Source organism: Streptomyces sp. SS8, assembly GCF_054072955.1.
This window is the reverse complement of sequence record NZ_JBSVCZ010000030.1, coordinates 37169-63285: the sequence shown is the minus strand read 5'-3', so window position 1 is coordinate 63285 and position 26117 is coordinate 37169. Positions and strand designations below refer to the sequence as shown.

The window sequence follows — 26117 nt, the reverse complement described above, 5'->3', positions numbered from 1 at the left end:
GCCGACCCCCGCCCCGAGCAGGGCGCCGACTACGTACGCGTGAGGCCGGTCGCGCCCCGCAGCCCCGCCGTCCCCGCGCACGCCCACGCGGCCCTGGTCCTGCCCGTGCCACCGGTCCCGCCCAGGGAGTGAACCGCGCGAGCCCGGCCCGAACCCGCCCGAGCCGGACCGTGATCCGGGCGGGGCCCCGCAGCACCGGCGGACCCCGCGCGGGTTACGGCCGAACGGCCCACCCTCCGCCGATCGGCCGAGCGTGACAGGAGAGAAACGCCGAGCTGCCGGAGCCTGAGGGGAGACGGCCCGGCGACCGGCCGGGCGTCACCCCTGCCGACACCCGGAGGGCACCATGCGCCACATCATCCGAGGTGACCGCGCGGCGCTGGCCGCGATCGCCATAGTCCTCGCCGGCTGTTCCGCGACGGCCGGCTCCCAGAACTCCTCGACACCCGACGACCGGGCGCCGAAAGCGCCGGGTAACGCACAGGAGGACTCCCACCAGAACCCGCAGCGGGACAGACCCGACAGCGCACGGGGCGATGCCGGGGGCGGGCCCGGGGAGAGCGACCCGGCGGCTGTGCGGGCCAATGAACTGGGCGCCGTACCGGTGCTCATGTACCACCAGATCACCGACGAACCCAAGAGCATCGACGACCGCACCCCCCAGGAGTTCCGCGCCGAGCTGGAGCGGCTGGCACGGGAGGGCTACGTGCCGGTCACCGCGCGGGAGTTCACGGGCGGAGACATGGACATACCCGCCGGAAAGCATCCGGTGGTGCTCACCTTCGACGACTCCACCCCCAGTCAGTTCCGGCTCGGCGGGGACGGCCGGCCCGCCCCGGGCACCGCGGTGGACATCCTCCTGGACGTGGCCGGCAGCCACCCGGGCTTCCGTCCCGTGGCGACCTTCTTCGTCAACGCCGACCCGTTCGGCGAACCCGGTGGCCGCAAGACGCTGAAGTGGCTGGACGACCACGGGTTCGAGGTCGGCAACCACACTCTGAAGCACAGTGTCCTGGGGGACGCCGACGACGCGACGGTCCAGTGGGACATCGCCTCCAACCAGTGGCTGATCGACAAGGCGCTGCCCGACTCGCCGGTGGTGTCGATGGCGCTTCCCTACGGTTCGATGCCCCGCAACCGGCAACTCGCCCTCACCGGCGAGTACGGCGGTGTGCGCTACCGCCATCAGGGCGTCTACCTCGCCGGCGGCCACCCCGCGCCCTCGCCCTACTCCTCAGACCTCGACCCCGGAGCCATCCCGCGCATCCGCTCCCAGGAGACCGACACCGCCGAGGGCGCGTACAGCTCCTCGGCCTGGCTGGGCAAGCTGGCCGACGGCACGGTCGAGCGCTACACCTCCGACGGCGACCCGGAGACGGTCAGCTTCCCCCGGGAGATGGCGCACCGGCTCTCCTTCGACCACCAGGAGGCCGCCCGGCCGTACTGACACGCCACCCCGCCGTACCGGCGGCCGGCCGGCCCGCCCGGGCCGGATCTTCGACCGGTGCGAAGAGACCGGGGTGGATGTCCCGTCCACCCCGGTCCGCACCCTGGAAACGCACATACCGCGCCCGCTCCACGCCGGCTTCCGCCCTTCTCCGGTTCCGCCCGCGCCCCGGGGCGTCTCAGGAGACGGTGCGGGGGATGTCCTGCTCCGCCCAGACGACCTTCCCACCGGGTGTGCGGCACGAACCCCAGTTGCGGCTGAGCATGTTGACCAGCTGCAGGCCGCGCCCGCCCTCGTCGCTGAGCTCCGCGTGCTGGATCTGGGGCAGGTCGGGGCCGGTGTCGGAGACCTCCAGCGTCAGTCTCTCGTGCCGCATCACACGCAGCTGCCCGGGCCCGCCGCCGTACCGCAGGGCGTTGCCCACCAGCTCGCTGACGACCAGCTCGGCGATGTCGGAGAGCTCCTCCAGACCCCACAGGGCGAGCCGCTCGGTGACCAGGGAGCGGGCCACGGACGCGGCGGTGCCGTCCGGCGGCAGCGGCCACACGCACAGGTCGGTGCCCGGCGGCAGCTTCCCGCCGGCGGCCACCAGCAGGACGGACTCGTCCAGGCGCTCCCCGCTCCCCGGTGCGATCCCGTCCGGGTCCCGGTGCTCCAGCAGCCGGTCCACCAGCTCCGGAGCGGTCCTCGCCAGCTGCCGCAGCTGTACGTCGATGTCCCCCCGGCGCGTCTTGACCAGACCGTCGGTGTACAGCACCAGCCGGCTCCCGGCCGGCACCCGCACGGTGGCCGCGTCGTAGGGGATCACCCCGGCGCCCAGCGGAGCCCCGGCGGGCACCTCGACCCGCGAGACGGTGCCGTCGGCGTCCACCAGCAGCGGCGGCATGTGTCCCGCGCCGGCGATGGTGCAGCTCGCGGTGGCGGGGTCGTAGACGGCGCACAGGCAGGTGGCGACCGGGTCGTCCTCCAGGTCGCGGGCGGCCAGGTCCAGCCGGGCCAGTACGCGGTCGGGGGCGGTGTCCAGGGCCAGCAGCGTACGGCCGACCGTGCGCAGCCGCCCCATCGTGGCCGCCGCGGGCACTCCGTGGCCCATGACGTCCCCCACCACCAGGGCCGTCCGGCCACCGGGCAGGGCGACCACGTCGAACCAGTCGCCGCCGACTCCGCTGGGGTCGAGGCTCGGCGTGTAGTGGGTGAGGACCTCCAGACCCGGTGTGTTCGGCGTGGCGCGGGGCAGCAGACTGCGCTGCAGGGAGAGGACGTGCTCGCGCTCGCGCCCGTAGAGGCGGGCGTTGTCGATGAAGACCGCCGCCTTGGAGGCCAGCTCCGTCGCCAGTTCGACGTCGGCGCGGGTGAACGGGGGGCTGCCGGGGCCGCGGATGAAGTCGGCGACCCCGAGCAGCACACCGCGGGCGGTCAGCGGTACGGCCATGTAGCTGTGCACTCCGGCCTGGCGCAGTTTGAGCGCCGCGCTGGGGGTCGGGGCCACCCGCACGTAGTCGTCGCGCCTCATCCGGCCCAGCAGGACCGGCTCCTGGGCCCGCAGGCAGTGGACCGAGAGCAGCGTCTGGGGGTGGACGGAGAGCTCGCCGGGCTCGTCCGGCTCCAGATCCTCCATCTCGACGACCGAGGAGACCGCGACGGCCCGGGTGACCGGGGGCTCCGGCCCCGTCCACCGCTCGCCGCCCCCGCCGCGCAGCACCGACTCCAGCAGATCGACGGCCGCACCGTCGGCCAGCCGGGGGACGGCGAAGTCGGCCAGTTCCTGCGCGGTCCGCTCCAGGTCGAGCGTCGTGCCGATCATGGTGCTCGCCTGGTTGAGCCACGCCAGGCGGCTGCGGGAGGCGCGGGGGCGGGCCAGCGCGGTGGTCGCGCGGCGCATGCGCACGGGCGTCCGGCCGCTCCGTACGGGCCGATGCCGCCGGTGGCCACCGCTGCCGTTCGCTGTCACGACTCTCCCCACTCGCACCCCGCCACTGGTGCCTCAAGGGTCTTCCAGGCCGTGGGCGGCGGCTTGTCGGGAAGAGGGGCGTTGAGCCGAACGGAGGCGTCTGTTCCGCTCCCGTCGGCCCGCCCCGAGGCTCAGCGACCGTTGACGGGTGCCGATCATCGCACACGGCCGTCGGCCGCGGACCGCTTTCCCGGAGTTCCCGAAGTTCCGGGCCCTTCCGTGACGAGGATCGCCGCCCTGCCTTTCGAGGGTAGGGCAGCCGCCCCCGGAGCGCCCCCGGGGCGCGGGGGAGGGGCGGTTCGCGGGGCCCGGTTCTTGACGCGCTGCCGGGCCGGTGGCTTGATGTCCTTGTTGGGAGCGCTCCCATTCGATCGAAGGGACGACTGTGCGCAGCAGACACCTCTTACGGGCGGCTTCGGCCGCCCTGATCGTACTGCTCGGGTTCCTCGGCCCGCCGGGAACGGGCACCGCGGCCGCCGGGCCGGCGGCCGCCGCCGCGGAGCCGGTGCGGATCATGCCGCTGGGCGACTCCATCACCGGCTCGCCGGGATGCTGGCGCTCGCTGCTGTGGAACCGCCTCCAGGAGGCGGGCCACACGAACGTCGACTTCGTCGGAACGCTCGGCCCCCAGGGGTGCGGGCAGCCCCACGACGGTGACAACGAAGGGCACGGCGGCGAGCTGGTGACCGATGTGGCGAGCCGGAACCTGCTTCCGGGCCGACTGGCCGCCACTCGGCCGGACATCGTTGTCATGCACTTCGGGACCAACGACGTCTGGAGCAACCGCTCGCCCGAGGCCATCCTCGCCGCCTACAGCACCCTGGTGGAGCAGATGCGGGCGAGCAATCCGGGCATGAAGGTCCTCGTCGCGCAGATCATCCCGATGAACCCCGCCACCTGCGGCGAGTGCGCCCGGCGCGTCGTGGCGCTCAACGAGCGGATCCCGGACTGGGCCCGCTCCGAGAGCACCCCCGGCTCGCCGGTGATCGCGGTCGACCAGTGGACGGGCTTCAGTACCGGGAGCGACACCTACGACGGTGTGCACCCCAACGCCTCCGGGGACGAGAAGATCGCTGCCCGCTGGTTCCCGGCCCTGGCCGGCCTGCTGGCGGGGGACGGCTCCGGCGACCCGGGTGACCCGGACGACCCCGGCCGGGACGAGGCCGTCTGCACCGCCTCGCTCCGCGTGGCGTCGAGCTGGCAGGGCGGCTACCAGGGCGAGGTGACGGTGAGCAACACCGGGACCGGGCCGATCTCGGGCTGGACGGTCCGGATCGCACCGGAGGGAGACGGCCGGATCACCCAGGCCTGGAACGGGACCCTCGAAGCCGGGGCCGACGGCGCCGCCACCGTGCGCAACGCCGCCTGGAACGGGACGGTCCCCGCCGGGGGCAGCGCCTCCTTCGGCTTCGTGGCGTCGGCGGACTCCGTCTCGGCGATCGTGACCTGCGCCGCGACCGCGGCCTGACCGCAGCCCGGCCTCGACCGGGTTCGTACGGACCGCCCGGCCGTACGAACCCGGTGGGCCGGCGGGCCGCCGCCCGCCCGAGCCTTTCGGGGTCCGTTGCGGAACCCGGCGCGGAAACCGGTCCGCAGGTACTACCATCCTCGACTGTCGAATGGCACTGCAATTACATCTGCAAGCGCAGATGTAATTGCAGTGCCGTCGGCGCCGATACGCGGAGCAACGGAACGTCATGGCCGCGGCCCGGTCCGAGGGGACGGCCGCGGCCGGTGAGGGGCGACAGTGCAGCAGACCGTCAACGGCATGCCGGCAGCGGAGATCGAGGGCGCGGTGTGGCGCAAGAGCCGCCGCAGCAGCATGGGCAACTGCGTCGAGCTCGCCCCGCTGCCGGACGGCGCGGTGGCCGTGCGCAACTCCCGCCACCCCGACGGCCCCGCCCTCGTCTACACCCGTGAGGAGATGACGGCCTTCCTGCAGGGCGCCAAGGACGGCGAGTTCGACGACATGGTCGGCTGAGCCGCTGCCGGGCGGAGGCGGAAGACGGGCTTCCGCGGGGCCGGCCGGGCCCGCGGACACTCGGGGAGACCGCTGTACGGCGCGGTGGCGGCGGTGGCACACTGAGTGCCTGTCCCTTCACCCAGGAGAGCACTCATGGCCGCCGGATCGAGCCACTCCTTGTCGATAAAGCGCTATATCGAGCACCCCAAGGGCAGTCCGACGGTGCTGCGCCTGGTGGTCGGCTCCCAGCTCCGGCGGCTGCGCAAGGAGTGCGGCATCGACCTGGAGGAGGCGGCCAAGGCGATCCGAGGCTCCACCGCCAAGGTCAGCCGCCTGGAGCGGGGCCAGGGCGCGTGCAAGGAACGCGACATCGCGGACCTGCTCACGCTCTACGGGGTGCTGGACGAGGACGAGCGGGCGGACTTCCTCGCCCTGACCCGCCAGACGAACACCCGCGGCTGGTGGCACCGGTACAGCGACGTCCTCCCCGAGTGGTTCGAGCGGCACCTCGGCCTGGAGGAGGCCGCCTCGGTCATCCGCACCTACGAGGTGCAGTTCATCCCCGGCCTGCTGCAGACGCAGGAGTACGCCCACGCGGTGACCAGCCTGTGCCACCCCCACGCCTCCGCCCAGGAGAACGACCGGCGGGTCCGGCTGCGCATGGAGCGGCAGGCGCTGCTCACCCGGCCGGACGCCCCGCGGCTGTGGGCGGTCCTGGACGAGGCCGCCCTGCGCCGCCCGCTCGGCGACACCGAGGTGATGCGCGGTCAGCTCCGCCACCTGATCGAGGCGGCGCGGCGGCCGAACGTCACGCTCCAGGTCGCGCCGTTCGAGACCGGCGGCCTGGCCGCGGTGGGCGGACCGGTGACGATACTGCGCTTCCCCGAGCCGGATCTGCCCGACGTCGTCTACCTGGAGCAGCTGACCAGCGCCCTCTACCTGGACAAGGAGGAGGACGTCGACCACTACCTGTCCATCATGGACCGGCTGTGCGCGGTCGCCCAGACCCCCGTCGACAGCGTGGGCTTCCTGGAAGGGCTTCTGGACAGGCTGGACGGGCTCGGCTGAACACGGGGGCGGGAGCGCCCCGTTCATCGGTGTGGGGCCGTCCTCCCCTCGGAGAGGACGGCCCCACACACGGCCCGGCGGCGGGCCTCAGGGCATGCGGGCGACGCCCCCGAACTCCTGCCACTCCCAGGTGCGCTGCCTGGGCCCCACGTCGGAGTCCGGACGCCAGGTGGAGACCTCCACCAGGCCGGGCTCGAGGATCTCCAGCCCCTCGAAGAACCGCTCGACCTCGTGCGGCTCCCTGACCCTGCCCCAGTTGCCCCCGGTGCTCCTGTCCATGAACTCGGTCACGGACCTGCGCGTCTCGGCGTCCTCGCTGACCAGCTGGCAGATCACGAAGAAGCTCCCCGGCGCCAGCCGGTCGGCCACTCGCTTGACCACGCCGGCCGGGTCCGCGGAGTCGGGAACGCAGTGGAAGACGGAGTTGAACAGGGCGGCGACGGGACGGTCGAAGTCGATCAGCCGGGCGGTGTCCGGGTGGTCGAGGATGCCGTCGGTGTCACACATGTCCGCCTGGATGACGGTGGTGTTCTCGTTCTCCGCCAGCAGCGCGCGGCCGTGGGCCAGCACGATCGGGTCGTTGTCCACGTAGACCACGCGCGCGTCGGGGTCCACCCGCTGCGCGATCTGGTGGACGTTGTCCTGGGTGGGCAGGCCGGAGCCGTGGTCTATGAACTGCCGGATCCCGTGGTCCCGGGCCAGGACGCGCACCACGCGCTGCAGGAAACGGCGGTTGTTGAGCGCCAGCGCCTGGGTGCTGGGGACGACCTCCAGCAGCTTCTCGGCCGCCTCCCGGTCGACGGCGTAGTTGTTCTTGCCGCCCAGATAGTAGTCGTACATACGCGCGGCCGTGGGGACGGTGACGTCGATCCTGCTGGTGAGGGGTTCCCTGGACTGGTTCATCCGGGCCTTCACAACCTTCCGCCTGGGAGATGTGTCGAGACTGGGGCGGCACCCGCCGAGTGGGGCCCATGCTGCCAGGCGCGGCCCCTCCCCGCTGCGGAAAGACGAACACTCAACTGATGGCTTTCCGCGGCACGCCCCGGTGGCCCGGCCGAGAGCAACTCCCTTGACCCCGAAGCCGGTTGAGCGGAATCACGGAACGCCGTCAGGGCGCGGGCGGACGGCGTCAGGCGGAGTCGCGGACGACGAGGGAGGTGGGGAGCAGCATGTGCCGCCGCGCGCCGCCGGGTTCGCCGATCTCCCGCAGCAGCAGCTCGGTGATCGTCCGTCCGATCTCCTCGACCGGCTGCCGGACGGTGGTCAGCGGAGGGTCGGTGTGCCGGGCGACGATCGAGTCGTCGAAACCCACCACCGCCACGTCGTCCGGCACCCGCAGCCCCCGGCGGCGCAGTTCGGCCAGGGCGCCCGCCGCCATCACATCGGAGGCGGCGAAGACCGCGTCCAGCCGGGGGCGGCGCTCCAGCAGCTCGCGCATGGCGGAGCGTCCGCCCTCCTCGGTGAAGTCGGCGGGGGCGACGAGTTCCCCGCCAGCCTCCCTCCCGGCCTCCTCCAGCGCCTCCCGCCAGCCCTGCAGACGGCTGTCGGCCACATCCATGTCCGGAGGGCCGGTGATGGTCGCGATCTCGCGCCGCCCGCGCTCGATCAGGTGGCGCACCGCGTCGCGCGCCCCTCCGATGTTGTCCGAGTGCACATGGTGCAGCGGCTCGGCCGGGGAGCGGCGCCCGGCCAGGACGGTCGGCAGACCGAGCTCCTCCAGCAGGCCGGGCAGCGGATCGTCGCGGTGCACCGAGACCAGCAGTACGCCGTCCACCCGGCGCGCGGTGAGGAAGCGGGTGAGCTGGTCCATCTCCCGCTGGTCGCGCACCAGGGTGAGCAGCAGCTGGATCTGGGTGCCGGCCAGGCCGTTGCTCACCCCGCGGATCACGGCGGAGAAGTAGGGCTCCGAACCCAGCCGGCTCTCCGACTCGGGTATCACCAGGGCGATGGAGTCGGTCCTGCTGGTCACCAGCGACCGTGCCACGGAGTTGGGCACATAGCCCAGTTCGGCGATCGCCGTCTGGACCGCCTGCCGGGCCGCGTCGCTGACCAGGGTGGAGCCGTTGAGGACCCGGGAGACGGTGGTGCGCCCAACCCCGGCCCGGGCGGCCACGGTCTTGATGGTCGGCCGCCGAGTGGCCCCCATGGCGTACCCGCCTCCTTCTGCTTCCGTCGCGCCGCGCACGGCGCTCACCAGCGCATTGTGTCAGACGGCCGTGTGGCGACCGGTGTGGTGCCGGTGCTCGCGGGAGCCTCGGCGGGCAACGGATCCGGTCCCCGTCCCTTGACAGCGGCTGTTCCTGCGGACAGTCTTCCACAACCTGATGGGAACGCTCCCACCTCTGAGTGGGAACGATTCCACCCGTCGGGCCCGTGCGGCCCGCCGGGGCCGCACCGCGGTGATTTCCGTCGCCGCCCGCAAGGAGGACGCCATGGGCAGGGCCCGCAAGCTGTTCGGTACAAGAGTCGTGGCCGCCGCGTCGGTCGCAGCCCTCACGCTCGTGGCGGGCTGCTCGGGCGGAGGCGGTGAGGACGGCAAGACCGAGGACGGCAAGACCGTCATCACCATGGGGCTGTTCGGCGTCATGGGCATCAAGGAGACCGGCCTCCTGGAGAAGTACATGGAGGAGAACCCGGACATCGTCATCAAGGAGGAGATCGCCGGCGACGAGCAGACCTACTACACGGCGCTGCAGACCCGGCTGGCCGCCGGCAGCGGCCTGAAGGACATCCAGGGCATAGAGGTCGGCCGGGCCAAGGAACTCGCCGACACCCGGGCCGACAAGTTCGCCGACCTCTCCGGCCTCTCGGGCACCGACCACTTCCTGCCCTGGAAGCAGAGCCAGGTCACCACCGGCGACGGCAGGGTGATCGGCCTGGGCACGGACATCGGCCCGATGGCGGTCTGCTACCGCAAGGACATGTTCGAGGAGGCCGGCCTGCCCAGCGACCGCGAGGAGGTCGCCAAGCTCTGGGACGGCGACTGGGCGAAGTACGTCGAGGTCGGCAAGGACTTCAAGAAGAACCACAAGGGCGACGCCGCCTTCCTGGACAGCTCCAGCGGCCTGTTCAACGCCATGATCTACGGCAGCTCCGAGCAGTTCTACAACAAGGACGGCGAACTGATCTACCAGGACAACCCGGTCATCAAGGACGCCTGGGAACTGTCCACCGGAGCGGCCCGGGACGGACTGACCGCCAAACTCCGCCAGTTCCAGCCCGGCTGGGATCCGGGCCTGGCCAACAGCAGCTTCGCCACCACCGTCTGCCCGGCGTGGATGCTCGCCCACATCAGCGAGAAGGCCGGCGAGGCCAACAAGGGCAAGTGGGACGTCGCCAAGGCCCCCAAGGGCGCCAACTGGGGCGGCTCCTTCCTCGGGGTCATGGAGGACAGCCCGGTGAAGGAGGAGGCCGAGAAGCTGGTGGCCTGGCTGACCGCGCCGGAGCAGCAGGAGCACATCTTCAAGGAGATCGGCAACTTCCCCTCCTCCGCGAAGGCCCTGGAGTCCCCGGCGGTGACCGGGGCGAAGTCCGAGTACTTCAACAACGCCCCGATCGGTGAGGTCTTCGGCGCGGCCGCCCAGGACATCCCCGACGAGCAGGTGCTCGGCCCCAAGGACGGCACCATCAAGGACACCTTCTCCCAGGGCCTCCAGCTCGTCGAGCAGGGCAAGAGCCCGGCCGAGGCGTGGGAGACCACCGACGAGCGCATCAGGAAGGCCGTCGACTGACCCGGACCTCTCCCCGGGGCTCCCGAAGTCCCCGGCGGCCACCGCCTCCCCGCGCGGCTGCCGGGGGCTCCGTCCCCACCGCCTCCCACCAAGCACTCCCAGGAAGGAAGCCCTCCGTGGCCACCTCCACCCCGGCATCCGGCCTCGGCGGGCCGCAGAGCGGACCGGCCGGCCCTACCAAGGAGAGCCCCGACGACCGCAAGGGCACGAGTTCCCGGCGGCCGTGGAGCACCCTCCTGCACCGCTTCGACATCAAGGCGGCCCCCTACGCGTTCGTCGCCCCGTTCTTCGTCGTCTTCGGCGCCTTCAGCCTCTACCCGCTGCTCTACACGGCCTGGATCTCCCTCCACGACGTGGAGCTGGCGACCATGGACATCATGGAGTGGGAGGGCTTCGGGAACTACTCGCAGCTCTGGCAGGACGACCGCTTCTGGAACGCGCTGGCGAACACCTTCACCATCGGCGTGATCTCCACCGTCCCGCAGCTGCTGATGGCCCTCGGCCTGGCACACCTGCTCAACTACAAGCTGAAGGGCTCGGCGTTCTTCCGGGTCGCCGCCCTGACGCCCTACGCGACCTCGATCGGCGCCGCCGCGCTGGTGTTCACCATGCTCTTCGAGCGCGACTTCGGAATGATCAACTGGTTCCTGAGTCTGTTCGGGGTCGACAACGTCGACTGGGAGAACAGCAAGTGGCCCGCCCAGTTCGCGATCTCCTCCATCGTCATCTGGCGCTGGACCGGCTACAACGCCCTGCTGTACCTGGCCGCGATGCAGGCCATCCCGCAGGAGCGGTACGAGGCGGCGGCCATCGACGGCGCCTCGCGCTGGCAGCAGTTCACCAAGGTCACCGTCCCCGGCATCCGCTCCACGATCGTCTTCACCATCGTGCTGTCCACCATCGGAGCCACCCAGCTCTTCGGTGAGCCGCTGATCTTCGGCCAGGGGCCGAACGGCGTCAGCGGCGGAGCGGACAACCAGTACCAGACGCTCGGCCTGCTGCTGTACGAGGAGGGCTGGAAGAACTACGAGATGGGGCGGGCCGCCACGGTCGCCTGGGCGATGTTCCTCCTGCTCATCCTCGCCTTCGTCCTGCAGCGCGTCGTCAAGCGCGTCAAGTCCCGCACGTCCTGACCAGGGAGCGGTAATCCGATGACCACCGACACCGCCCGCCCCCGGGCGGACGTACCCGAGCCGCTCGCGGACACCCTCGCGCCCACGAGCCGCCGGCCCCGTCTGTCCCTGCGCCCGAAGGCCGGACAGCAGCGGAAGGCCGGGCCCGTCGCCTACGCGCTGCTCGCCCTGGCCGCGCTGCTCTCCCTGTTCCCGCTGTACTGGACGATGGTGGCGGCCTCCACCGACAACACCCGGGTCTCCCAGACCCCGCCGCCGTTCCTCCCCGGTCCCAACCTGCTGAAGAACCTCTCGGCGGCCTGGGAGGACGCGGCGATGGGCACGGCGCTGGTCAACAGCTTCATCGTCGCCATGACGATCGCCCTGTCCACAGTCCTCTTCGCCACCCTGGCCGGCTTCGCCTTCGCCAAACTGCGCTTCCGCGGCCGCAACATCCTGCTGATGCTGGTCATCGGCACGATGATGGTGCCGCCGCAACTGAGCGTGGTGCCGCTGTTCATGATGATGACCGAGCTGGGCTGGGGACAGAAGCTGCCCGCCGTCATCTTCCCCACCCTGGTCAGCGCCGTCGGCGTGTTCTTCATGCGGCAGTACCTGCTGGAGGCGCTGCCCGACGAGCTCATCGAGGCCGGCCGCGTGGACGGCGCGCACAGCCTGCGGATCTTCTGGAGCGTCGTCCTGCCGGTCGCCCGCCCGGCGATGGCGGTGGTCTTCATGATCACCTTCGTGCACGCCTGGAACGACTTCTTCTGGCCGTTCATCGTGCTCGACATGACCAACCCCACGATCCCCGTCGCCCTGACCCAGCTCAGCGCGGGATACGTGCGCGACCAGTCGCTCATCATGGCCGGCGCGCTGCTGGGCACCCTGCCGCTGCTGGCGATGTTCGTCGTCTTCGGCAAGCAGATCGTCGGCGGCATCATGCAGGGCGCGGTCAAGGGCTGAGGCCCGCCCGGGAGGCCCGGACGACTTTGCGGTCCCGGGCCCCTGCCGCACCCCGAGCCGACCCCCACCCCCCTCGACACCATCGATCCGGAAGGACCTTCGTGGCCACCGCATCCCGTACAGCCGAACCCGCCCCGGCGACCCGGAGCGCCCGGGTGTTCCCGCCCGGCTTCCTGTGGGGCACCGCGACCGCCGCCTACCAGATCGAGGGAGCCGCCTCCGAGGGCGGCCGCACCCCCTCCATCTGGGACACCTTCTCCCGCACCCCCGGCAGGACGCGCAACGGAGACACCGGCGACACAGCCTGCGACCACTACCACCGCTGGCGCGAGGACCTGGAGATCATGGCCGGCCTCGGCGTGGGCGCCTACCGGTTCTCCGTCTCCTGGCCGCGCGTCCAGCCCGGCGGCAGCGGCCCCGCCTCCCGTGAGGGACTGGACTTCTACAGCCGCCTGGTGGACGGGCTGCTGGACAAGGGCATCCAGCCCGTCGTCACCCTCTACCACTGGGACCTGCCGCAGGAGCTGGAGGACGCGGGCGGCTGGCCGGAGCGCGCCACCGCCGAGCGGTTCGCCGAGTACGCCTCCCTGGTCGCCGGCGCGCTCGGCGACCGGGTGGGCACCTGGACCACCCTCAACGAGCCCTGGTGCTCGGCCTTCCTCGGCTACGGCTCGGGCGTCCACGCCCCCGGCCGCACCGACCAGGCGGACGCCCTGCGCGCCGCCCACCACCTCAACCTCGCCCACGGGCTGGGCACCCAGGCCCTGCGCGCCGCACTCCCGGCCGAAGCGCAGACCTCCGTCACGCTCAACCTCCACCATGTGCGCTCCCTGACCGGCGACCCCGCCGACACCGACGCCGCACGCCGCATCGACGGCGTCGCCAACCGGGTCTTCACCGGCCCCATGCTGCGCGGCGAGTACCCCGAGGACGTCCTGCGGGACACCGCGCACCTGACGGACTGGTCGTTCGTGCGGGACGGCGACACCGCGGCGATCCACCAGCCGATCGACTTCCTGGGCGTCAACTACTACAGCCCCACCCTCGTCTCCGCCGCCTCCGGCCCCGGCTCCCACAACGCCGACGGGCACGGAGCGAGCGAGCACAGCCCCTGGCCGGGCGGCGGTGACGTCGCCTTCCACCGCACGCCCGGCGAGACCACCGCCATGGGCTGGACGATCGACCCGACCGGCATGTACGACCTGCTGCTGCGGGTCAGGGACGACTTCCCCGGCATGCCGGTGATCATCACCGAGAACGGCGCGGCCTTCGACGACTACGTCGACCCCGAGGGCCGCGTGCTGGACCCGCAGCGGATCTCCTACCTCCACGGCCATCTGGCGGCGGTGCACCGGGCCATCGAGGCGGGGGCGGACGTGCGCGGCTACTTCCTGTGGTCCCTGCTGGACAACTTCGAGTGGGGATACGGCTACAGCAAGCGCTTCGGCGCGGTGTACGTGGACTACGCGACCGGTACGCGCATCCCCAAGTCCAGCGCCCGCTGGTACGCGGAGGTGGTCCGCGACGGCGCCCTGCCGCCGGAGCCCGGCGCGGGCGCCTGACCGCACCGGACCGCGCCCAAGGCCCCAGGGCCCCGGCCGCGGGTCCGGCTTCCGATCCGTCGGCCGGGCCCGCGGCCGGCCGTGTCCGGGGGTCAGGCGGGGCGCCGCCCCGCGCCGTCCCCGGGCCCGTCCGGCTTCCCCCGCCCCTCGCGCTCCCCGCGTCCCTCGCGCCACTGCCGTACGACCTCGTCGGCGTCGAAGGGCTCCAGGCCCAGCGGGGGGCCGGGCGGCGGCATCCGCAGCGCCGCGCGGATCCTCTCGTTGATCCCCGCCACGATCCGCCGTACCTCCGGCTCCGAGCGGGCCCGGCGGGCGGCGGCCAGGGCGTCCTCCGCCTCCTTGCGCAGGGCGAGCGCGGGCGGCAGGAAGGACAGCCCCTCGCGGCTCATCTTCTTCCTGACCCACCACAGGTCGTCATAGGGACGGTCCAGGTCGGGCAGCGGCCTGCCCATGCCCGGCAGTGCGTCGAACTCGCCACGCTCGGCCGCCTCGCGGATCTGCCGGTCGGCCCACGTCTCGAAGTCGGTCCCGGGCGGTTTGCGTTCGGTCATGGTGCGGTCCTCCCCGGGCGCGGCGGCGGTGACGGGCTTTCGCGGAGGGTGCTCGTACGGTCCAGGTTACGCGGGAGCCGGCCCCGCGGGACGGGAGCGCTCACCCGGCCGGGCTCACCCGGCCAGGGCGAGCACGGCCTCCACGGTGTCCGCCTGCGCCGCGGTCTTGTCCTCCCGGTAGCGCAGCACCCGGGCGAACCGCAGCGTTACGCCCTCCGGGTAGCGGGGGGAGCGCTGCACCCCGTCGAAGGCGATCTCCACCACCAGCTCCGGCCGCACCGTCACCGTGAATCCGTCGTCCTCCACGGCCAGTTCGCGCAGCCGCGCGGTCTGCCAGACCAGCAGGGCGTCGGTCAGTCCCTTGAAGGTCTTGCCGAGCATCGCGAAGGAGCCGTCCGGGCGGCGCGCGCCCAGATGGAGGTTGGACAGCTTCCCCGCGCGCCGCCCGTGCCCCCACTCGGCGGCCAGTACCACCAGATCGAGGGTGTGCACCGGCTTCACCTTCAGCCAGGACGCGCCGCGCCGCCCCGCGCCGTACGCGGAGTCCAGCGCCTTGAGCATCACGCCCTCGTGGCCGCGCACCAGCACCTCGTCGGCGAACTCCCGCGCCGCGGCCCGGGTCCGCTCCTCCCGCGGGTCCTCGACGACCGTGCGCAGCACCCGCATCGGTTCGGGCACCACCCGGGCCAGTTCCGCGTACCGGTCGGCGACCGGAAGGTCCAGCAGATCGCGGCCGTCGACGGAGAGCAGGTCGAAGAAGACGGGCGACAGCGGCAGCGACGCCCGTGCCCGCTCCACGTCCAGCCGCGACCCGACCCGGCCGGCGACCTCCTGGAAGGGCCGGGGCCGGCCGTCCTCGCCCAGGGCGATGACCTCCCCGTCGAGGACCGCCCGCCCGGCCCGCAGCCCCCGGGCGGCGGCCACCACCTCCGGGAGTCGGCCGGTGATCTCCTCCAGGGTGCGGGTGAAGACCCGCACCTCGGCGCCGTCGCGGTGCACCTGGACGCGGATGCCGTCGAGCTTCTCCTCCACCACGCACGGCCCGAGCCGGTCCAGGGCCTCGTCCACGCTTGCGGCGGTCTGCGCGAGCATCGGCAGCACCGGCCGCCCCACGTCGAGGCGGAAATCGGCCAGCGCGCCGGGGCCGCGGGCGAGCAGGGCCCGCGCCACCCGCCCCAGCGACCCGCCGACCATCACCGCCCGCCGCACCCCGGCCGGCTCCGCGCCCACCGCCGCCGCCAGGCCCTCGACGGCGAAGGCGTCCAGGGCGCCCTGCCGCAGCTCGCCGCCGATCAGCCGGACGAGGAAGCGCTGCTCCTCGCCGGTGGCGGCGGACAGCAGCTCCCGCAGCAGGCGTCCGCGTTCGGCCTGGGCGCCCCGGCCCGAGACCGCGGCGATCGCGTCCAGGGCGCGGTGCACGTCGGCCACCGACAGCGACGGCGCGTCCGCCGGGGGGACGGTCCGGCTCAGCGTCTTCCAGCCGATCCCCGTCCTGCGCTGGGGGAGTCTGCCCGCCAGGTAGGTGATGACGACCGGGGCGTCCTCGGGCCCGGCCTCGCGGAACAGCGCGGCGAGCAGGGCGACCTTCCCGGTACGCGACGGGGTCCGCGCGACGCGGTGGGAGACCTGGGCGACTTCGGCCAGCAGCATGTCCCCATCCTCACCCGGACGGTTGTCACCGGCGTCGGACGGCGCGCGGAAGAACAGATGTGCCGGGACCGATGACTTCCGGCGCACCGGCGGGTCCGCACCCGTGAGACCGAGCGGAGAGGAAGACGGCGATGGCGAAGGTGACACTGACGCAGTTCCTGACCCTGGACGGGGTCGTGCAGGCGCCCGGAGCTCCGGACGAGGACCGTGACGGCGGGTTCGAGCACGGCGGCTGGCTGGTCCCGTACGCGGACGAGGACATGGGGCGGTTCGTCGCGGAGGGCTTCCGGTCCGCGGAGGCCTTCCTGCTGGGCCGCCGGACGTACGAGATCTTCGCCGCCTACTGGCCGCGGGTCACCGATCCGGAGAACCCGGTCGCGAGCAGGCTCAACGCCCTGCCCAAGTACGTCGCCTCCCGGACGCTGGACGGTGTCGAGTGGCACAACTCCACGCTGCTGGGGGACGACGCGGTGCGGGAGGTCGCGGCCCTCAGGGAGCGGCTGGAGGGCGAGGTGCAGATCCACGGCAGCGGGAATCTGGCGCGGAGTCTGATGGCGCACGGCCTGATCGACGAGTACCGCCTGCTGACCTACCCCGTGATCCTGGGCGGTGGCAAGCGCCTGTTCGACGGCGGTGCCGTGCCGACCGCGCTGGAGCGGACGGGAGGCGGGACGACCTCCACCGGGGTGGTGATCAGCATCTACCGGGCGACGGGGAACCCCCGGCACGGCTCGTTCGACCTGGAGGAGTGAGGCGGGCCGGGGGCGGCGGCCGTGGGCCCGATGGTCAAGAAGCGGCATCGAACGGGCCGCCGTTGGTGATCTCCGCTACGTGCCGTAGAGCTTGACGTCGCATTTGCGACTTGTAAAGAAGTGGATGCAAACGGGCAGTACGGACACGGCAAACAGGGCAAAAAGCTTGTTCAATGTTCGACTATCTCGTGATGAGTCTTCTGAAAAATGGATAACCCATTCCATCCTGTCTCCAGGGGGATCGTGGGTCGTGGTGGCGTGAAGAAGCTGTTAACCTCCGGCAAGTTTGCGGACTGGAAGAGTCCGATTTTGTGTGAACGTCCCCCGGGGCCGGCGGCGCCACCGCCGGCCCCGGGGCCGGAGCCCTTCCGCCGCCCGCGGTGCGCGGAACGTGCCCGCGGCCCCCGGCCCGCCCGCCACTGGGCCGCGGCCGCTGCCGGGCTCCACGACCCGTAAGGAGGTGGCGCGCGTGGACGGGGTGGAGGCAGCCCAGTTCGGCGCCGTGGTGGTACTCGGTCTGCTGGTCCTCTTCTACGGAGGGACCTTCCTGATCTCGACCCGTATCGGGAAGAGGAAGGAGAACGCCGACGGATACATGACGGCCGGCCACAACATCGGCTTCGGGATCTCCGCCGCCAGCATGACGGCGACGTGGATCTGGGCGTCCTCGATGTACGCCTCGGCGACGTCGGGCTACACCTACGGCATATCGGGCCCCATCCACTACGGGCTCTGGGGCGCCCTGATGATCCTGTTCATCTACCCCTTCGGCAAGCGCATCCGGGCCGTCGCCCCCAAGGCGCACACACTGGCCGAGGTCATGTACGCGCGGCACGGCCGCTCCAGCCAGCTGATGCTCGCCGGGTCCAACCTCGTCGGCAGTCTCATCAGCCTGATGTCGAACTTCATCGCCGGCGGCGTGCTGATCTCCATGCTGTCGCCGCTCAACTTCATCCAGGGCGTCTTCGCGGTGGCCGCGGGCGTGCTGCTCTACACCCTGTGGTCCGGCTTCCGCGCCTCCGTGCTGACCGACTTCGTGCAGGTCGTCGCGATGCTCGGGGCGGTGGCCGTGCTCGTCCCGGTGATCTTCTTCGCGGCCGGCTTCCCGGCGGCGTTCGAGACCGGGGCGGCGAACCTGACCGCCCAGCAGAGCGACTTCTTCTCCAGCGACGCCTTCATGAACCAGGGCGCCCCCTACATCGCCGCGGTGCTGGCCTACGCCATCGGCAACCAGACCATCGCGCAGCGCCTCTTCGCCGTACGCCAGGACCTGATCAGGCCGACCTTCGTCACCGCGACCATCGGGTACGGCGCCATGGTGATCGGTGTCGGCATGCTCGGTGTGCTCGCCCTCTACCTGGGCTTCGAGCCGACTGGGGGCGACGCGAACAACCTCATCCCCGAGATGGCCGCCGACTACCTGCCGCCGGTGCTGCTGGCGGTGTTCTTCCTCATGATCGTCGGCGCGCTCTCCTCCACCGCCGACTCCGACCTGTCGGCCCTGTCCTCGATCATGATGGCCGACGTCTACGGCCAGAACGTGGCGGGCAAGGAGAAGGTGAACCCGAGGACGATGCTGCTGGTCGGCCGCATCACGATGGTGGTGGCCACCGCGGCGGCCGTGGCCTTCGCCGGCCTTCAGCTGAACATCCTCGACCTGCTGGTCTTCGTCGGCGCGCTGTGGGGGGCCCTGGTCTTCCCGGTGCTGGCCAGCTTCTACTGGGACAAGGTCACCAACAAGGCGTTCACCACCTCGGTCATCGCGGCGCTCGCGGTGTTCCTGCCGGTCCGCTTCGGCTGGATCCCCATGGACGGCGTCACCGGCATCGCCGTGGACGTGCTCTCCGTCATCGGGATCGGCGTGGTCCTCGGCCTGATGGTGTTCGGCTTCCTCGGCCTCCGCGCAGCGAAGGTCACCGGTGTGCTGTCGGCGGCCGCCGCCGCCCCGTTCGCCATCGGGTCCCTGCACGAGTACGCGACGCTGTCCGGCTCCCTCGTCGCCTACTCCGTGAGCACCGTCATCTGCTGGGCGATGTCGGCGGGCAGCGGTGAGAGGTTCGACTTCGCCCTCATCGCCCGGCGCACCGGCGACTTCGACGACGGTGACGCCGGCGGTGCGGGGAACGCCGGCGGTGCGGCCGCCGCCGTCCCGCGGCGGGCGGGCGAGGGCGAGGGCGAGCCCGAACCCGCCGGAAGCACCAAGTGAGGCGAGTGAGCGAGTGAGCGAGAAGGAGGCGCGGTGAGCACCATCGCCCTGAGTACGTACATCCTGATGTGGCCCGTCATCGTGGCCGTCGTCCTGTTCGTGATCAGCCGGGCGTTCTACCGCGAGTGGGCCGAGGCCCGCCGCAGCGGGCGGCGCCTGATCTGAGCCGTGCGGTGCGGGCCGGCGGCAGAGCCGGCCCGCACCGCGCTCTTCCGGCCGCCCGCGCGTCCGGCGGAGGCCGCCGTACCGCCTGAACGCTCAACCTCTGAGATGTCCGCCGGTGTTCGCAAAGGCGGAGGTTCGGTGACCGTCCCGTGGTGGGGTAATCTCACCGTGTCTGCACGTTTGTCGGATGACAAGCGTGACAGCCTGTGAACGTGGTGTGAACACACCGCCTGCCCGTCCGGGTGCGACCGGAGGAGCACGGCACGTGACGAACCCGGTGGCGGACGAGCGGAGCGATGGCGGACATGGCTGACACCACGGTTGGCGAGCCGCGCCCGGCGGAGCGCGGCAGGACCACCCGCGGCCGGAGCGCCGGCAAGGCGGGGGAGCGGGAGCTGAGGCAGCTCCTGGCCGGCCTGACGGCGGTCCGGGACGGCGACTTCGGCACCCGGCTGCCGGACGGCGCCGACGGAGTCCTCGGCGAGATCGCGACGGTCTTCAACGGCATGGTGGACCAGCTGTCGCTGTTCACCTCCGAGGTGACCCGCGTCTCCCGTGAGGTCGGCAGCGAGGGACGCCTGGGCGGCCAGGCCCAGGTGCCGGGCGCCGGCGGCGCCTGGCGGGACCTGACCGACTCGGTCAACTTCATGGCCGGCAACCTCACCACCCAGGTCCGCTCCATCGCCCAGGTGACCACCGCGGTCGCCAAGGGCGATCTGTCGCAGAAGATCCGGGTGGACGCGCGTGGGGAGATCCTGGAGCTGAAGGAGACCATCAACACGATGGTCGACCAGCTCTCCGCCTTCGCCGACGAGGTCACGCGGGTGGCCCGTGAGGTGGGCACCGAGGGCAAGCTCGGCGGCCAGGCGGACGTCAAGGGCGTCTCCGGCACCTGGCGGGACCTGACCGACTCGGTCAACTTCATGGCCGGCAACCTCACCGGCCAGGTGCGCTCCATCGCCCAGGTCGCCACCGCGGTCGCCGAGGGCGATCTGTCGCAGAAGATCCGGGTGGACGCGCGTGGGGAGATCCTGGAGCTGAAGGAGACCATCAACACGATGGTCGACCAGCTCTCCGCCTTCGCCGACGAGGTCACGCGGGTGGCCCGTGAGGTGGGCACCGAGGGCAAGCTCGGCGGCCAGGCCGCGGTGCGCGGAGCCTCCGGCACCTGGAAGGACCTGACCGACTCCGTCAACGTGATGGCCTCCAACCTGACCGGTCAGGTGCGCTCCATCGCCCAGGTCGCCACGGCCGTCGCGCGCGGCGACCTGTCGCAGAAGATCACCGTCGAGGCCAAGGGCGAGGTCGCCGCCCTCGCCGACGTCATCAACACGATGGTCGACACGCTCTCCGCCTTCGCCGACGAGGTCACGCGGGTGGCCCGCGAGGTGGGCACCGAGGGAATCCTCGGCGGCCAGGCCCGGGTGCCGGGCGTGGCGGGCACCTGGAAGGACCTGACCGACAACGTCAACTCGATGGCGAACAACCTGACCGGGCAGGTCCGCAACATCGCCCAGGTCACCACCGCCGTCGCCCAGGGCGACCTCACCCGCAAGATCGACGTCGACGCGCGCGGGGAGATCCTGGAGCTGAAGACCACCATCAACACGATGGTCGACCAGCTCTCCGCCTTCGCCGCGGAGGTCACCAGGGTGGCCCGCGAGGTCGGCAGCGAGGGACGCCTGGGCGGCCAGGCCGAGGTCGAGGGCGTCTCCGGCACCTGGAAGCGCCTGACGGAGAACGTCAACGAGCTGGCCGGGAACCTCACCCGCCAGGTCCGCGCCATCGCCGAGGTCACCGGCGCCGTCGCCGAGGGCGACCTGACCCGCTCGATCACCGTGGACGCCTCCGGAGAGGTCGCCGACCTCAAGGACAACGTCAACTTCATGGTGCAGTCCCTGCGCGAGACCACCCGGGCCAACCAGGAGCAGGACTGGCTCAAGACCAACCTCGCCCGCATCTCGGGCCTGATGCAGGGCCACCGCGACCTCGCCGTGGTCGCCGAGCTGATCATGGACGAGCTCACCCCGCTCGTCGGCGCCCAGTACGGCGCCTTCTACCTCGCCGAGGACGACGACGAGGGCACCGAGCTGCGCCTGGTCGGCTCCTACGGCCACCCCGCGGCGGCCGGCGGCGCCGAGCCGCCGCGCTTCAGGCTCGGCCAGTCCCTGGTCGGCCAGGCCGCCCGCAGCCGCCGCACCGTCACCGTCGACGACCTGCCCGCCGGTTACGTCACCGTCTCCTCCGGCCTGGGCGCCACCGAGCCCACCAGTCTGATCGTCCTGCCGATCACGGCCGAGGACCAGGTGCTCGGCGTCATCGAGCTGGCCTCGGTCACCCCCTTCACCGCGCTCCACCAGGACTTCCTGGGCCGGCTCATGGAGACCGTCGGCGTCAACGTCAACACCATCGTCGCCAACGCCCGCACCGACGAGCTGCTGGCCGAGTCCCAGCGCCTGGCCGCCGAACTCCAGGAGCGCTCCGAGGAACTCCAGGTCCAGCAGGACGAGCTCCAGCGCTCCAACGCCGAACTGGAGGAGAAGGCCGCCCTCCTGGCCTCCCAGAACCGCGACATCGAGACCAAGAACCTGGAGATCGAGCAGGCGCGGCAGGAGCTGGAGGACCGCGCCCAGCAGCTGGCACTGGCCTCGAAGTACAAGTCGGAGTTCCTGGCCAACATGAGCCACGAGCTGCGCACCCCGCTCAACAGCCTGCTGATCCTCGCCCAGCTCCTGGCACAGAACCCGACCCGCAACCTCACCCCCAAGCAGGTCGAGTACGCGGGCATCATCCACTCCGCCGGATCCGACCTGCTCCAGCTGATCAACGACATCCTGGACCTGTCCAAGGTCGAGGCCGGCAAGATGGACATCAACCCCGAGCGCGTACCCCTGCGCGGCCTGCTGGACTACGTCGAGGCCACCTTCCGGCCGCTCACCACCCAGAAGAGCCTCGGCTTCACGATCACCACGGCGCCCGGCGTCCCCGTCGACCTGTTCACCGACGACTCCCGGCTGCGGCAGGTGCTGCGCAACCTGCTGTCCAACGCGGTGAAGTTCACCGAGTCCGGCGGCGTGGCCCTGAGGATCGAGCCGGTCGCCCCGGACGAGCTGCCCCCCACCGTCCGGCTGCACGGCTCGGCCGTCGCCTTCCGGGTGGAGGACACCGGCATCGGCATCCCCGAACAGCAGCTGGAGACCATCTTCGGAGCCTTCCAGCAGGCCGACGGGACCACCAGCCGCAAGTACGGCGGCACCGGACTGGGCCTGTCCATCAGCCGCGAGATCGCCTACCTGCTGGGCGGCGCCATCACCGCCGAGAGCGCCCCCGGACAGGGCAGCACCTTCACCCTCTACCTGCCCGTGGCACGGCCCGACTTCACCGCCGCGCAGGACGCCTCCCACCAGGCCGGGGCCCGGGGAGAGGAAGCCGGGCCCGCCACCGTCCAGGAGCCGCCCGCCGAGCCGCAGCGGCCGCGGAAGCGACGGCTGCTGGTGATCGAGGACCGCCCCCGCGGCCTGCTCTCCCTGGTGGCGGAGAACGCCGTGGCGGACCTGGCCGAGGGCGCCGGGGACATGGGCGACCCGCGCGGCCCCGTGGAGGTCGTCACCGCGGTCGGGGCGCAGGAGGCCGCCGCCGCGCTCGCCGCGGAGGCCTGCCACTGCGTGGTGCTCCAGCTCGACATGCCCGACGGGGCGGCCATGGGCTTCCTGGAGGCCATGGACGGCGACGCGGCCCTGCGCCGGGTCCCGGTCCTCGCGCACAACAACCGGCGCCTGGACCCGGAGCGCGAACACGCCCTGCGCTCCCGCACCGGAAGCCGGCCGATGGAGCTGCTCTCCAGCCTGGACGAGCTGCGCGAGCGCATCGCGCTGCACCTGACCGCCGAGGAGCCGGGCGACGTGCTCCCGCTGGTGCGCACGGAGGAGAGCGCCGAGCCGGCGGCTCTGCCCGAGGAGGCGGACGGCTCCCTGGCGGGCCGCACGGTGCTGGTCGTCGACGACGACGCGCGCAACGTCTACGCCCTCACCGGCATCCTGGAACTCCACGGAATGCACGTCCTGCACGCCGACAACGGACGCAGGGGCATCGAGACCCTCACCGCCCACCTCGGCGTCGACGTGGTGCTGATGGACGTGATGATGCCGGAGATGGACGGCTACGCCGCGACGGCGGCGATCCGGGCCATGCCCGAGTACGCCGGTCTGCCCGTCATCGCGGTGACGGCCAAGGCGATGCCCGGGGACCGGGAGAAGAGCATCGCCGCCGGAGCGACCGACTACGTGACCAAACCGCTGGACGCCCGCGACCTCGTCGCGTGCATCCGCCGCTGCCTGGACGTGTAGTCACAAGCCCCGCCCGCCAGCCGACCACCTCCCCGAGGAGCAGCGCAGTGCAGACCCAGCGGCCGGACGAGTCCGTCCCCCAGGACGGACCGCCCAGCGCTGCCCCGGCGCGGGACGCGGCGGCCCCGGTGCCGTCCGTACGGCGGCCGTACGAGGGCAGGGTGTACGAGCGCGGGGAGTACGGCGGGGCCCCGCCGCGCGACGGCGCGGACGCCCGGGTCGGCAGGCTGGCCGCCACCGTCGAGCGGCTGCGCCGCGAGGTGCGCGAGGCCCATGCGGCGGCCGAGGGCCGCGCCCTGATCGAGATGGCCAAGGGCATCCTGGTCGAGCGGCTGGGCTGCGGCCCGGCGCAGGCCGCCAGGCAGCTGGACACCCTCGCCGACCAGGCCGGCCTCTCCCGGCTGGAGCTGGCCGCCGACCTCATCGACCAGGCCGCCCACGACCGGGTCACCGAGGCCGCCCGCGAGTTCCTGGCCAGGGCGGGAGAGGACGACACAGGCCCGGGGGGCGGCCGGGGCGAGGACGGCGGGGAGACCCCCTCGCTGTCGGTGCGGCTGCGCACCGCGGAGAGCGGCGCACTGGCCGCCGACGACACCCAGGCGGTCGCCGAATCCCTGCTGGAACACGCGCTGACCCCCCTGGGCGCCGTGGCCGTGGCCATCTGGGCCGCGGGCACCGACACCTCCCTGACCCTGGCCGGCTTCGCGGGCTACGCGGCCGAGGAGGCCGCGCGGTGGCACTACGTACCGCCGGGGGTGGCCACCCTCGCCCGCCGGGCCCTCACCGAGCGCCGCCCCGTGTGGTTCGCCTCTCCCGCCGAGTCCGGGCTGCCCACCCTGGGCCGCGGGCAGGCGCCCGAGGGGTGCCGGGTCACGGTCCCCGCCGACAACGGCGGCCGCATCCTGGGCGTTCTGGAGATCTGCTGGCCCGGCCCGCTGGAACCGCAGCCCCCGCAGGTCCAGCGGCAGATCGAGGCCCTGGCCGAGCTGTGCGCCCACACCCTGGACAGCCGCGCGGGGAACGAGGGGGAGGTCCTCCAGGCACGGAACCCGGGCGCCTCGGAACTGGTGGACTTCGCCGACGGCCTGCTGGACCCGGCCCTGGTACTGGTGCCCCAGCCGGACGCCGAGGGCCGGCTCACCGACTTCCGCATCCACCACGTCAGCGCCCACTTCGTCGATCCGGTCGGCCGCCCGCGCGGCGCCGTCGCCGGATCGCTGCTGCTGGAGGCCTACCCGATGGCGGTGGGCGAGAGCGGCCTGTACGAGAAGATCGAGCACGTCCACGCCACCGGCGAGCCGTTCCGCGCCGAACGGATGGTGCTGCGCGCCCTGGTCGGCCAGGTGCCGCTGACGGTGGAGGCGGCCGTCAGCATCAGCCGCCACGGTGAGAACGTCCTGCTCATCTGGCGCGTCCAGGACGAGGCGGCACGACTGGCGAGCGTGCTCCAGCACGCCCAGCGCCTGGGCCGCATCGGTGGCTTCGAGGAGAACCTGGTCACCGGCGAGATCGTCTGGAACAGCCAGCTGTTCACCCTTCACGGACTGCCGCCCACCGCCGCGCCGATCCCCCTGGAGCAGCTTCCCGCCCACACCCACGCGGACGACGAGGCCGCCATCGGGCGCTTCCTGCGCACCCTGCTGCACCACCGCCGCCCCGCCTCCACGGCCTTCCGTCTCCAGCGGACCGACGGGATCGTGCGCCACATCCGCGTGGTCGCCGAACCGGCCCTCGACGAGGAGGGTCGCCTGGTCGCGGTGCGCGGCGCCTACCAGGACGTCTCCGCACAGCACTGGACGGAGGTGGCGCTGGGCGCCACCCGCGACCAGCTGGCCCAGACCGAGCAGCAGGCCGCCGAACGCAACCGCATGACGCTGCAGCTCCAGCGCGCCATCATGCCGCCCACCCGGGGCCCCATCGACGCCGGAGGGCTGGACATCGCGGTGCGCTACCGCCCCGCCGAGAAGGACCACCTGGTCGGCGGTGACTGGTACGACGCCGTAGTCCTGCCGTCCGGTCAGGTGCTGCTCTCCGTCGGCGACGTGGCCGGCCACGGCATCGAGGCGGCCACCGGCATGGTCGTCCTGCGCAACGCACTGCGCGGTCTGGCCACCACCGGAGCCGGGCCCGCGCAGATACTGGCCTGGCTCAACACCGTCGCCCACCACCTCACCGAGAACGTCACCGCCACCGCCGTCTGCGGCCTCTACGACCCGGACACCCGGACACTGCGCTGGGCCCGGGCCGGCCACCCGCCGCCGGTCCTGGTGCGCCGGGGGGAGGCCGCCGCGCTGCCGCTGGTCGGCGGACTCCTGCTCGGCGCCATCGCGGAGGCCGGGTACGAGGAGGAGAAGCTGGTGCTGGAGACCGGCGACATGCTGCTGATGTACACCGACGGCCTCATCGAGCGCCGGGACCGCTCCCTGCAGGAGTCCCTGGACCAGCTCATGGCCCTCGCCCGGGACTTCGGCGCCACCCTGGACAAGCAGCTCGACCGTCTGCTGACCTACAGCAACTCCGACACCGACGACGACACCTGCGTCGTCGGCGTCCGGATGCGCTGACCAGGCCCTCCGGACACTCCAGGCCCCGACACCCGGCCGTTTCCGCTCCCTCGCACCGGGTACCTGCGCCGTGCACCCGAACG

The 26117-nt window shown here is 72.2% G+C and carries 18 protein-coding genes; 13 read left to right on the top strand and 5 right to left on the bottom strand.

Annotation, left to right across the window (positions count from 1 at the left end; translation table 11 throughout):
• Window positions 1-346 precede the first annotated feature (346 nt).
• On the top strand, window positions 347-1447 hold the full coding sequence (locus tag ACW69E_RS24200; protein WP_457500400.1) for a polysaccharide deacetylase family protein: 1101 nt from the start codon (window positions 347-349) through the stop codon (window positions 1445-1447).
• A gap of 178 nt (window positions 1448-1625) precedes the next feature.
• On the opposite strand, the gene ACW69E_RS24195 is transcribed toward ACW69E_RS24200, so the two are convergent.
• Window positions 1626-3329, bottom strand: coding sequence for an ATP-binding SpoIIE family protein phosphatase (locus tag ACW69E_RS24195; protein ID WP_457500399.1), 1704 nt, complete (start codon window positions 3327-3329; stop codon window positions 1626-1628).
• 454 nt (window positions 3330-3783) lie between these two features.
• Between ACW69E_RS24195 and ACW69E_RS24190 the strand changes: the two genes are divergently transcribed.
• The 3 genes from ACW69E_RS24190 (at window position 3784) to ACW69E_RS24180 (ending at window position 6429) form a co-directional block, all read left to right on the top strand.
• Window positions 3784-4866, top strand: a complete 1083-nt coding sequence (locus ACW69E_RS24190) for a GDSL-type esterase/lipase family protein (protein ID WP_457500398.1) — start codon at window positions 3784-3786, stop codon at window positions 4864-4866.
• A 300-nt stretch (window positions 4867-5166) separates the two neighbouring features.
• A complete protein-coding gene (locus tag ACW69E_RS24185; protein ID WP_394631247.1) occupies window positions 5167-5379 on the top strand; it encodes a DUF397 domain-containing protein in 213 nt (70 codons plus the stop codon).
• Between the two features lie 135 nt (window positions 5380-5514).
• Entirely contained in the window at window positions 5515-6429 is a 915-nt protein-coding gene (locus ACW69E_RS24180) for a helix-turn-helix domain-containing protein (protein WP_457500397.1), read from the top strand.
• Window positions 6430-6516: 87 nt separating this feature from the next.
• Here the strand turns inward: ACW69E_RS24180 and ACW69E_RS24175 are convergent, their stop codons facing one another.
• Both ACW69E_RS24175 and ACW69E_RS24170 read right to left on the bottom strand, forming a co-directional pair.
• Window positions 6517-7332: an SAM-dependent methyltransferase gene (locus ACW69E_RS24175; protein ID WP_457500396.1), complete on the bottom strand. Its 816-nt coding sequence runs from the start codon at window positions 7330-7332 to the stop codon at window positions 6517-6519.
• A 226-nt stretch (window positions 7333-7558) separates the two neighbouring features.
• Window positions 7559-8575, bottom strand: a complete 1017-nt coding sequence (locus ACW69E_RS24170; protein ID WP_457500395.1) for a LacI family DNA-binding transcriptional regulator — start codon at window positions 8573-8575, stop codon at window positions 7559-7561.
• A 286-nt stretch (window positions 8576-8861) separates the two neighbouring features.
• On the opposite strand from ACW69E_RS24170, the gene ACW69E_RS24165 reads away from it, so the two are divergent.
• From ACW69E_RS24165 to ACW69E_RS24150, 4 genes are all read left to right on the top strand, one after another.
• Window positions 8862-10160: an ABC transporter substrate-binding protein gene (locus tag ACW69E_RS24165; RefSeq protein ID WP_457500394.1), complete on the top strand. Its 1299-nt coding sequence runs from the start codon at window positions 8862-8864 to the stop codon at window positions 10158-10160.
• 116 nt (window positions 10161-10276) lie between these two features.
• Window positions 10277-11293 carry a carbohydrate ABC transporter permease gene (locus ACW69E_RS24160; protein ID WP_457500393.1) on the top strand — a complete coding sequence of 339 codons (1017 nt, stop codon included), beginning with the start codon at window positions 10277-10279 and terminating at the stop codon, window positions 11291-11293.
• Between the two features lie 18 nt (window positions 11294-11311).
• The gene (locus ACW69E_RS24155; RefSeq protein ID WP_457500392.1) at window positions 11312-12238 is read left to right on the top strand and encodes a carbohydrate ABC transporter permease; all 927 of its coding nucleotides are present in this window, start codon (window positions 11312-11314) and stop codon (window positions 12236-12238) included.
• Between the two features lie 101 nt (window positions 12239-12339).
• Window positions 12340-13800: a GH1 family beta-glucosidase gene (locus tag ACW69E_RS24150; RefSeq protein WP_457500391.1), complete on the top strand. Its 1461-nt coding sequence runs from the start codon at window positions 12340-12342 to the stop codon at window positions 13798-13800.
• 92 nt (window positions 13801-13892) lie between these two features.
• Here the strand turns inward: ACW69E_RS24150 and ACW69E_RS24145 are convergent, their stop codons facing one another.
• Entirely contained in the window at window positions 13893-14351 is a 459-nt protein-coding gene (locus ACW69E_RS24145) for a DnaJ family domain-containing protein (protein WP_457500390.1), read from the bottom strand.
• Between the two features lie 114 nt (window positions 14352-14465).
• Complete coding sequence (locus tag ACW69E_RS24140) at window positions 14466-16001, bottom strand: ATP-dependent DNA ligase (protein WP_457500389.1); 1536 nt, start codon at window positions 15999-16001, stop codon at window positions 14466-14468.
• A 131-nt stretch (window positions 16002-16132) separates the two neighbouring features.
• On the opposite strand from ACW69E_RS24140, the gene ACW69E_RS24135 reads away from it, so the two are divergent.
• The 5 genes from ACW69E_RS24135 (at window position 16133) to ACW69E_RS24115 (ending at window position 26034) form a co-directional block, all read left to right on the top strand.
• A complete protein-coding gene (locus tag ACW69E_RS24135) occupies window positions 16133-16753 on the top strand; it encodes a dihydrofolate reductase family protein (protein WP_457500388.1) in 621 nt (206 codons plus the stop codon).
• Window positions 16754-17222: 469 nt separating this feature from the next.
• Window positions 17223-18959 (top strand): sodium:solute symporter family protein, encoded by a 1737-nt coding sequence (locus ACW69E_RS24130; protein ID WP_457500387.1) that lies wholly within the window; start codon window positions 17223-17225, stop codon window positions 18957-18959.
• A gap of 33 nt (window positions 18960-18992) precedes the next feature.
• A complete protein-coding gene (locus tag ACW69E_RS24125) occupies window positions 18993-19124 on the top strand; it encodes a putative transporter small subunit (protein ID WP_457500386.1) in 132 nt (43 codons plus the stop codon).
• Between the two features lie 305 nt (window positions 19125-19429).
• Window positions 19430-23470, top strand: coding sequence for a HAMP domain-containing protein (locus tag ACW69E_RS24120; RefSeq protein WP_457500385.1), 4041 nt, complete (start codon window positions 19430-19432; stop codon window positions 23468-23470).
• Between the two features lie 47 nt (window positions 23471-23517).
• Window positions 23518-26034, top strand: a complete 2517-nt coding sequence (locus ACW69E_RS24115) for a SpoIIE family protein phosphatase (protein WP_457500384.1) — start codon at window positions 23518-23520, stop codon at window positions 26032-26034.
• Window positions 26035-26117: the final 83 nt, after the last annotated feature.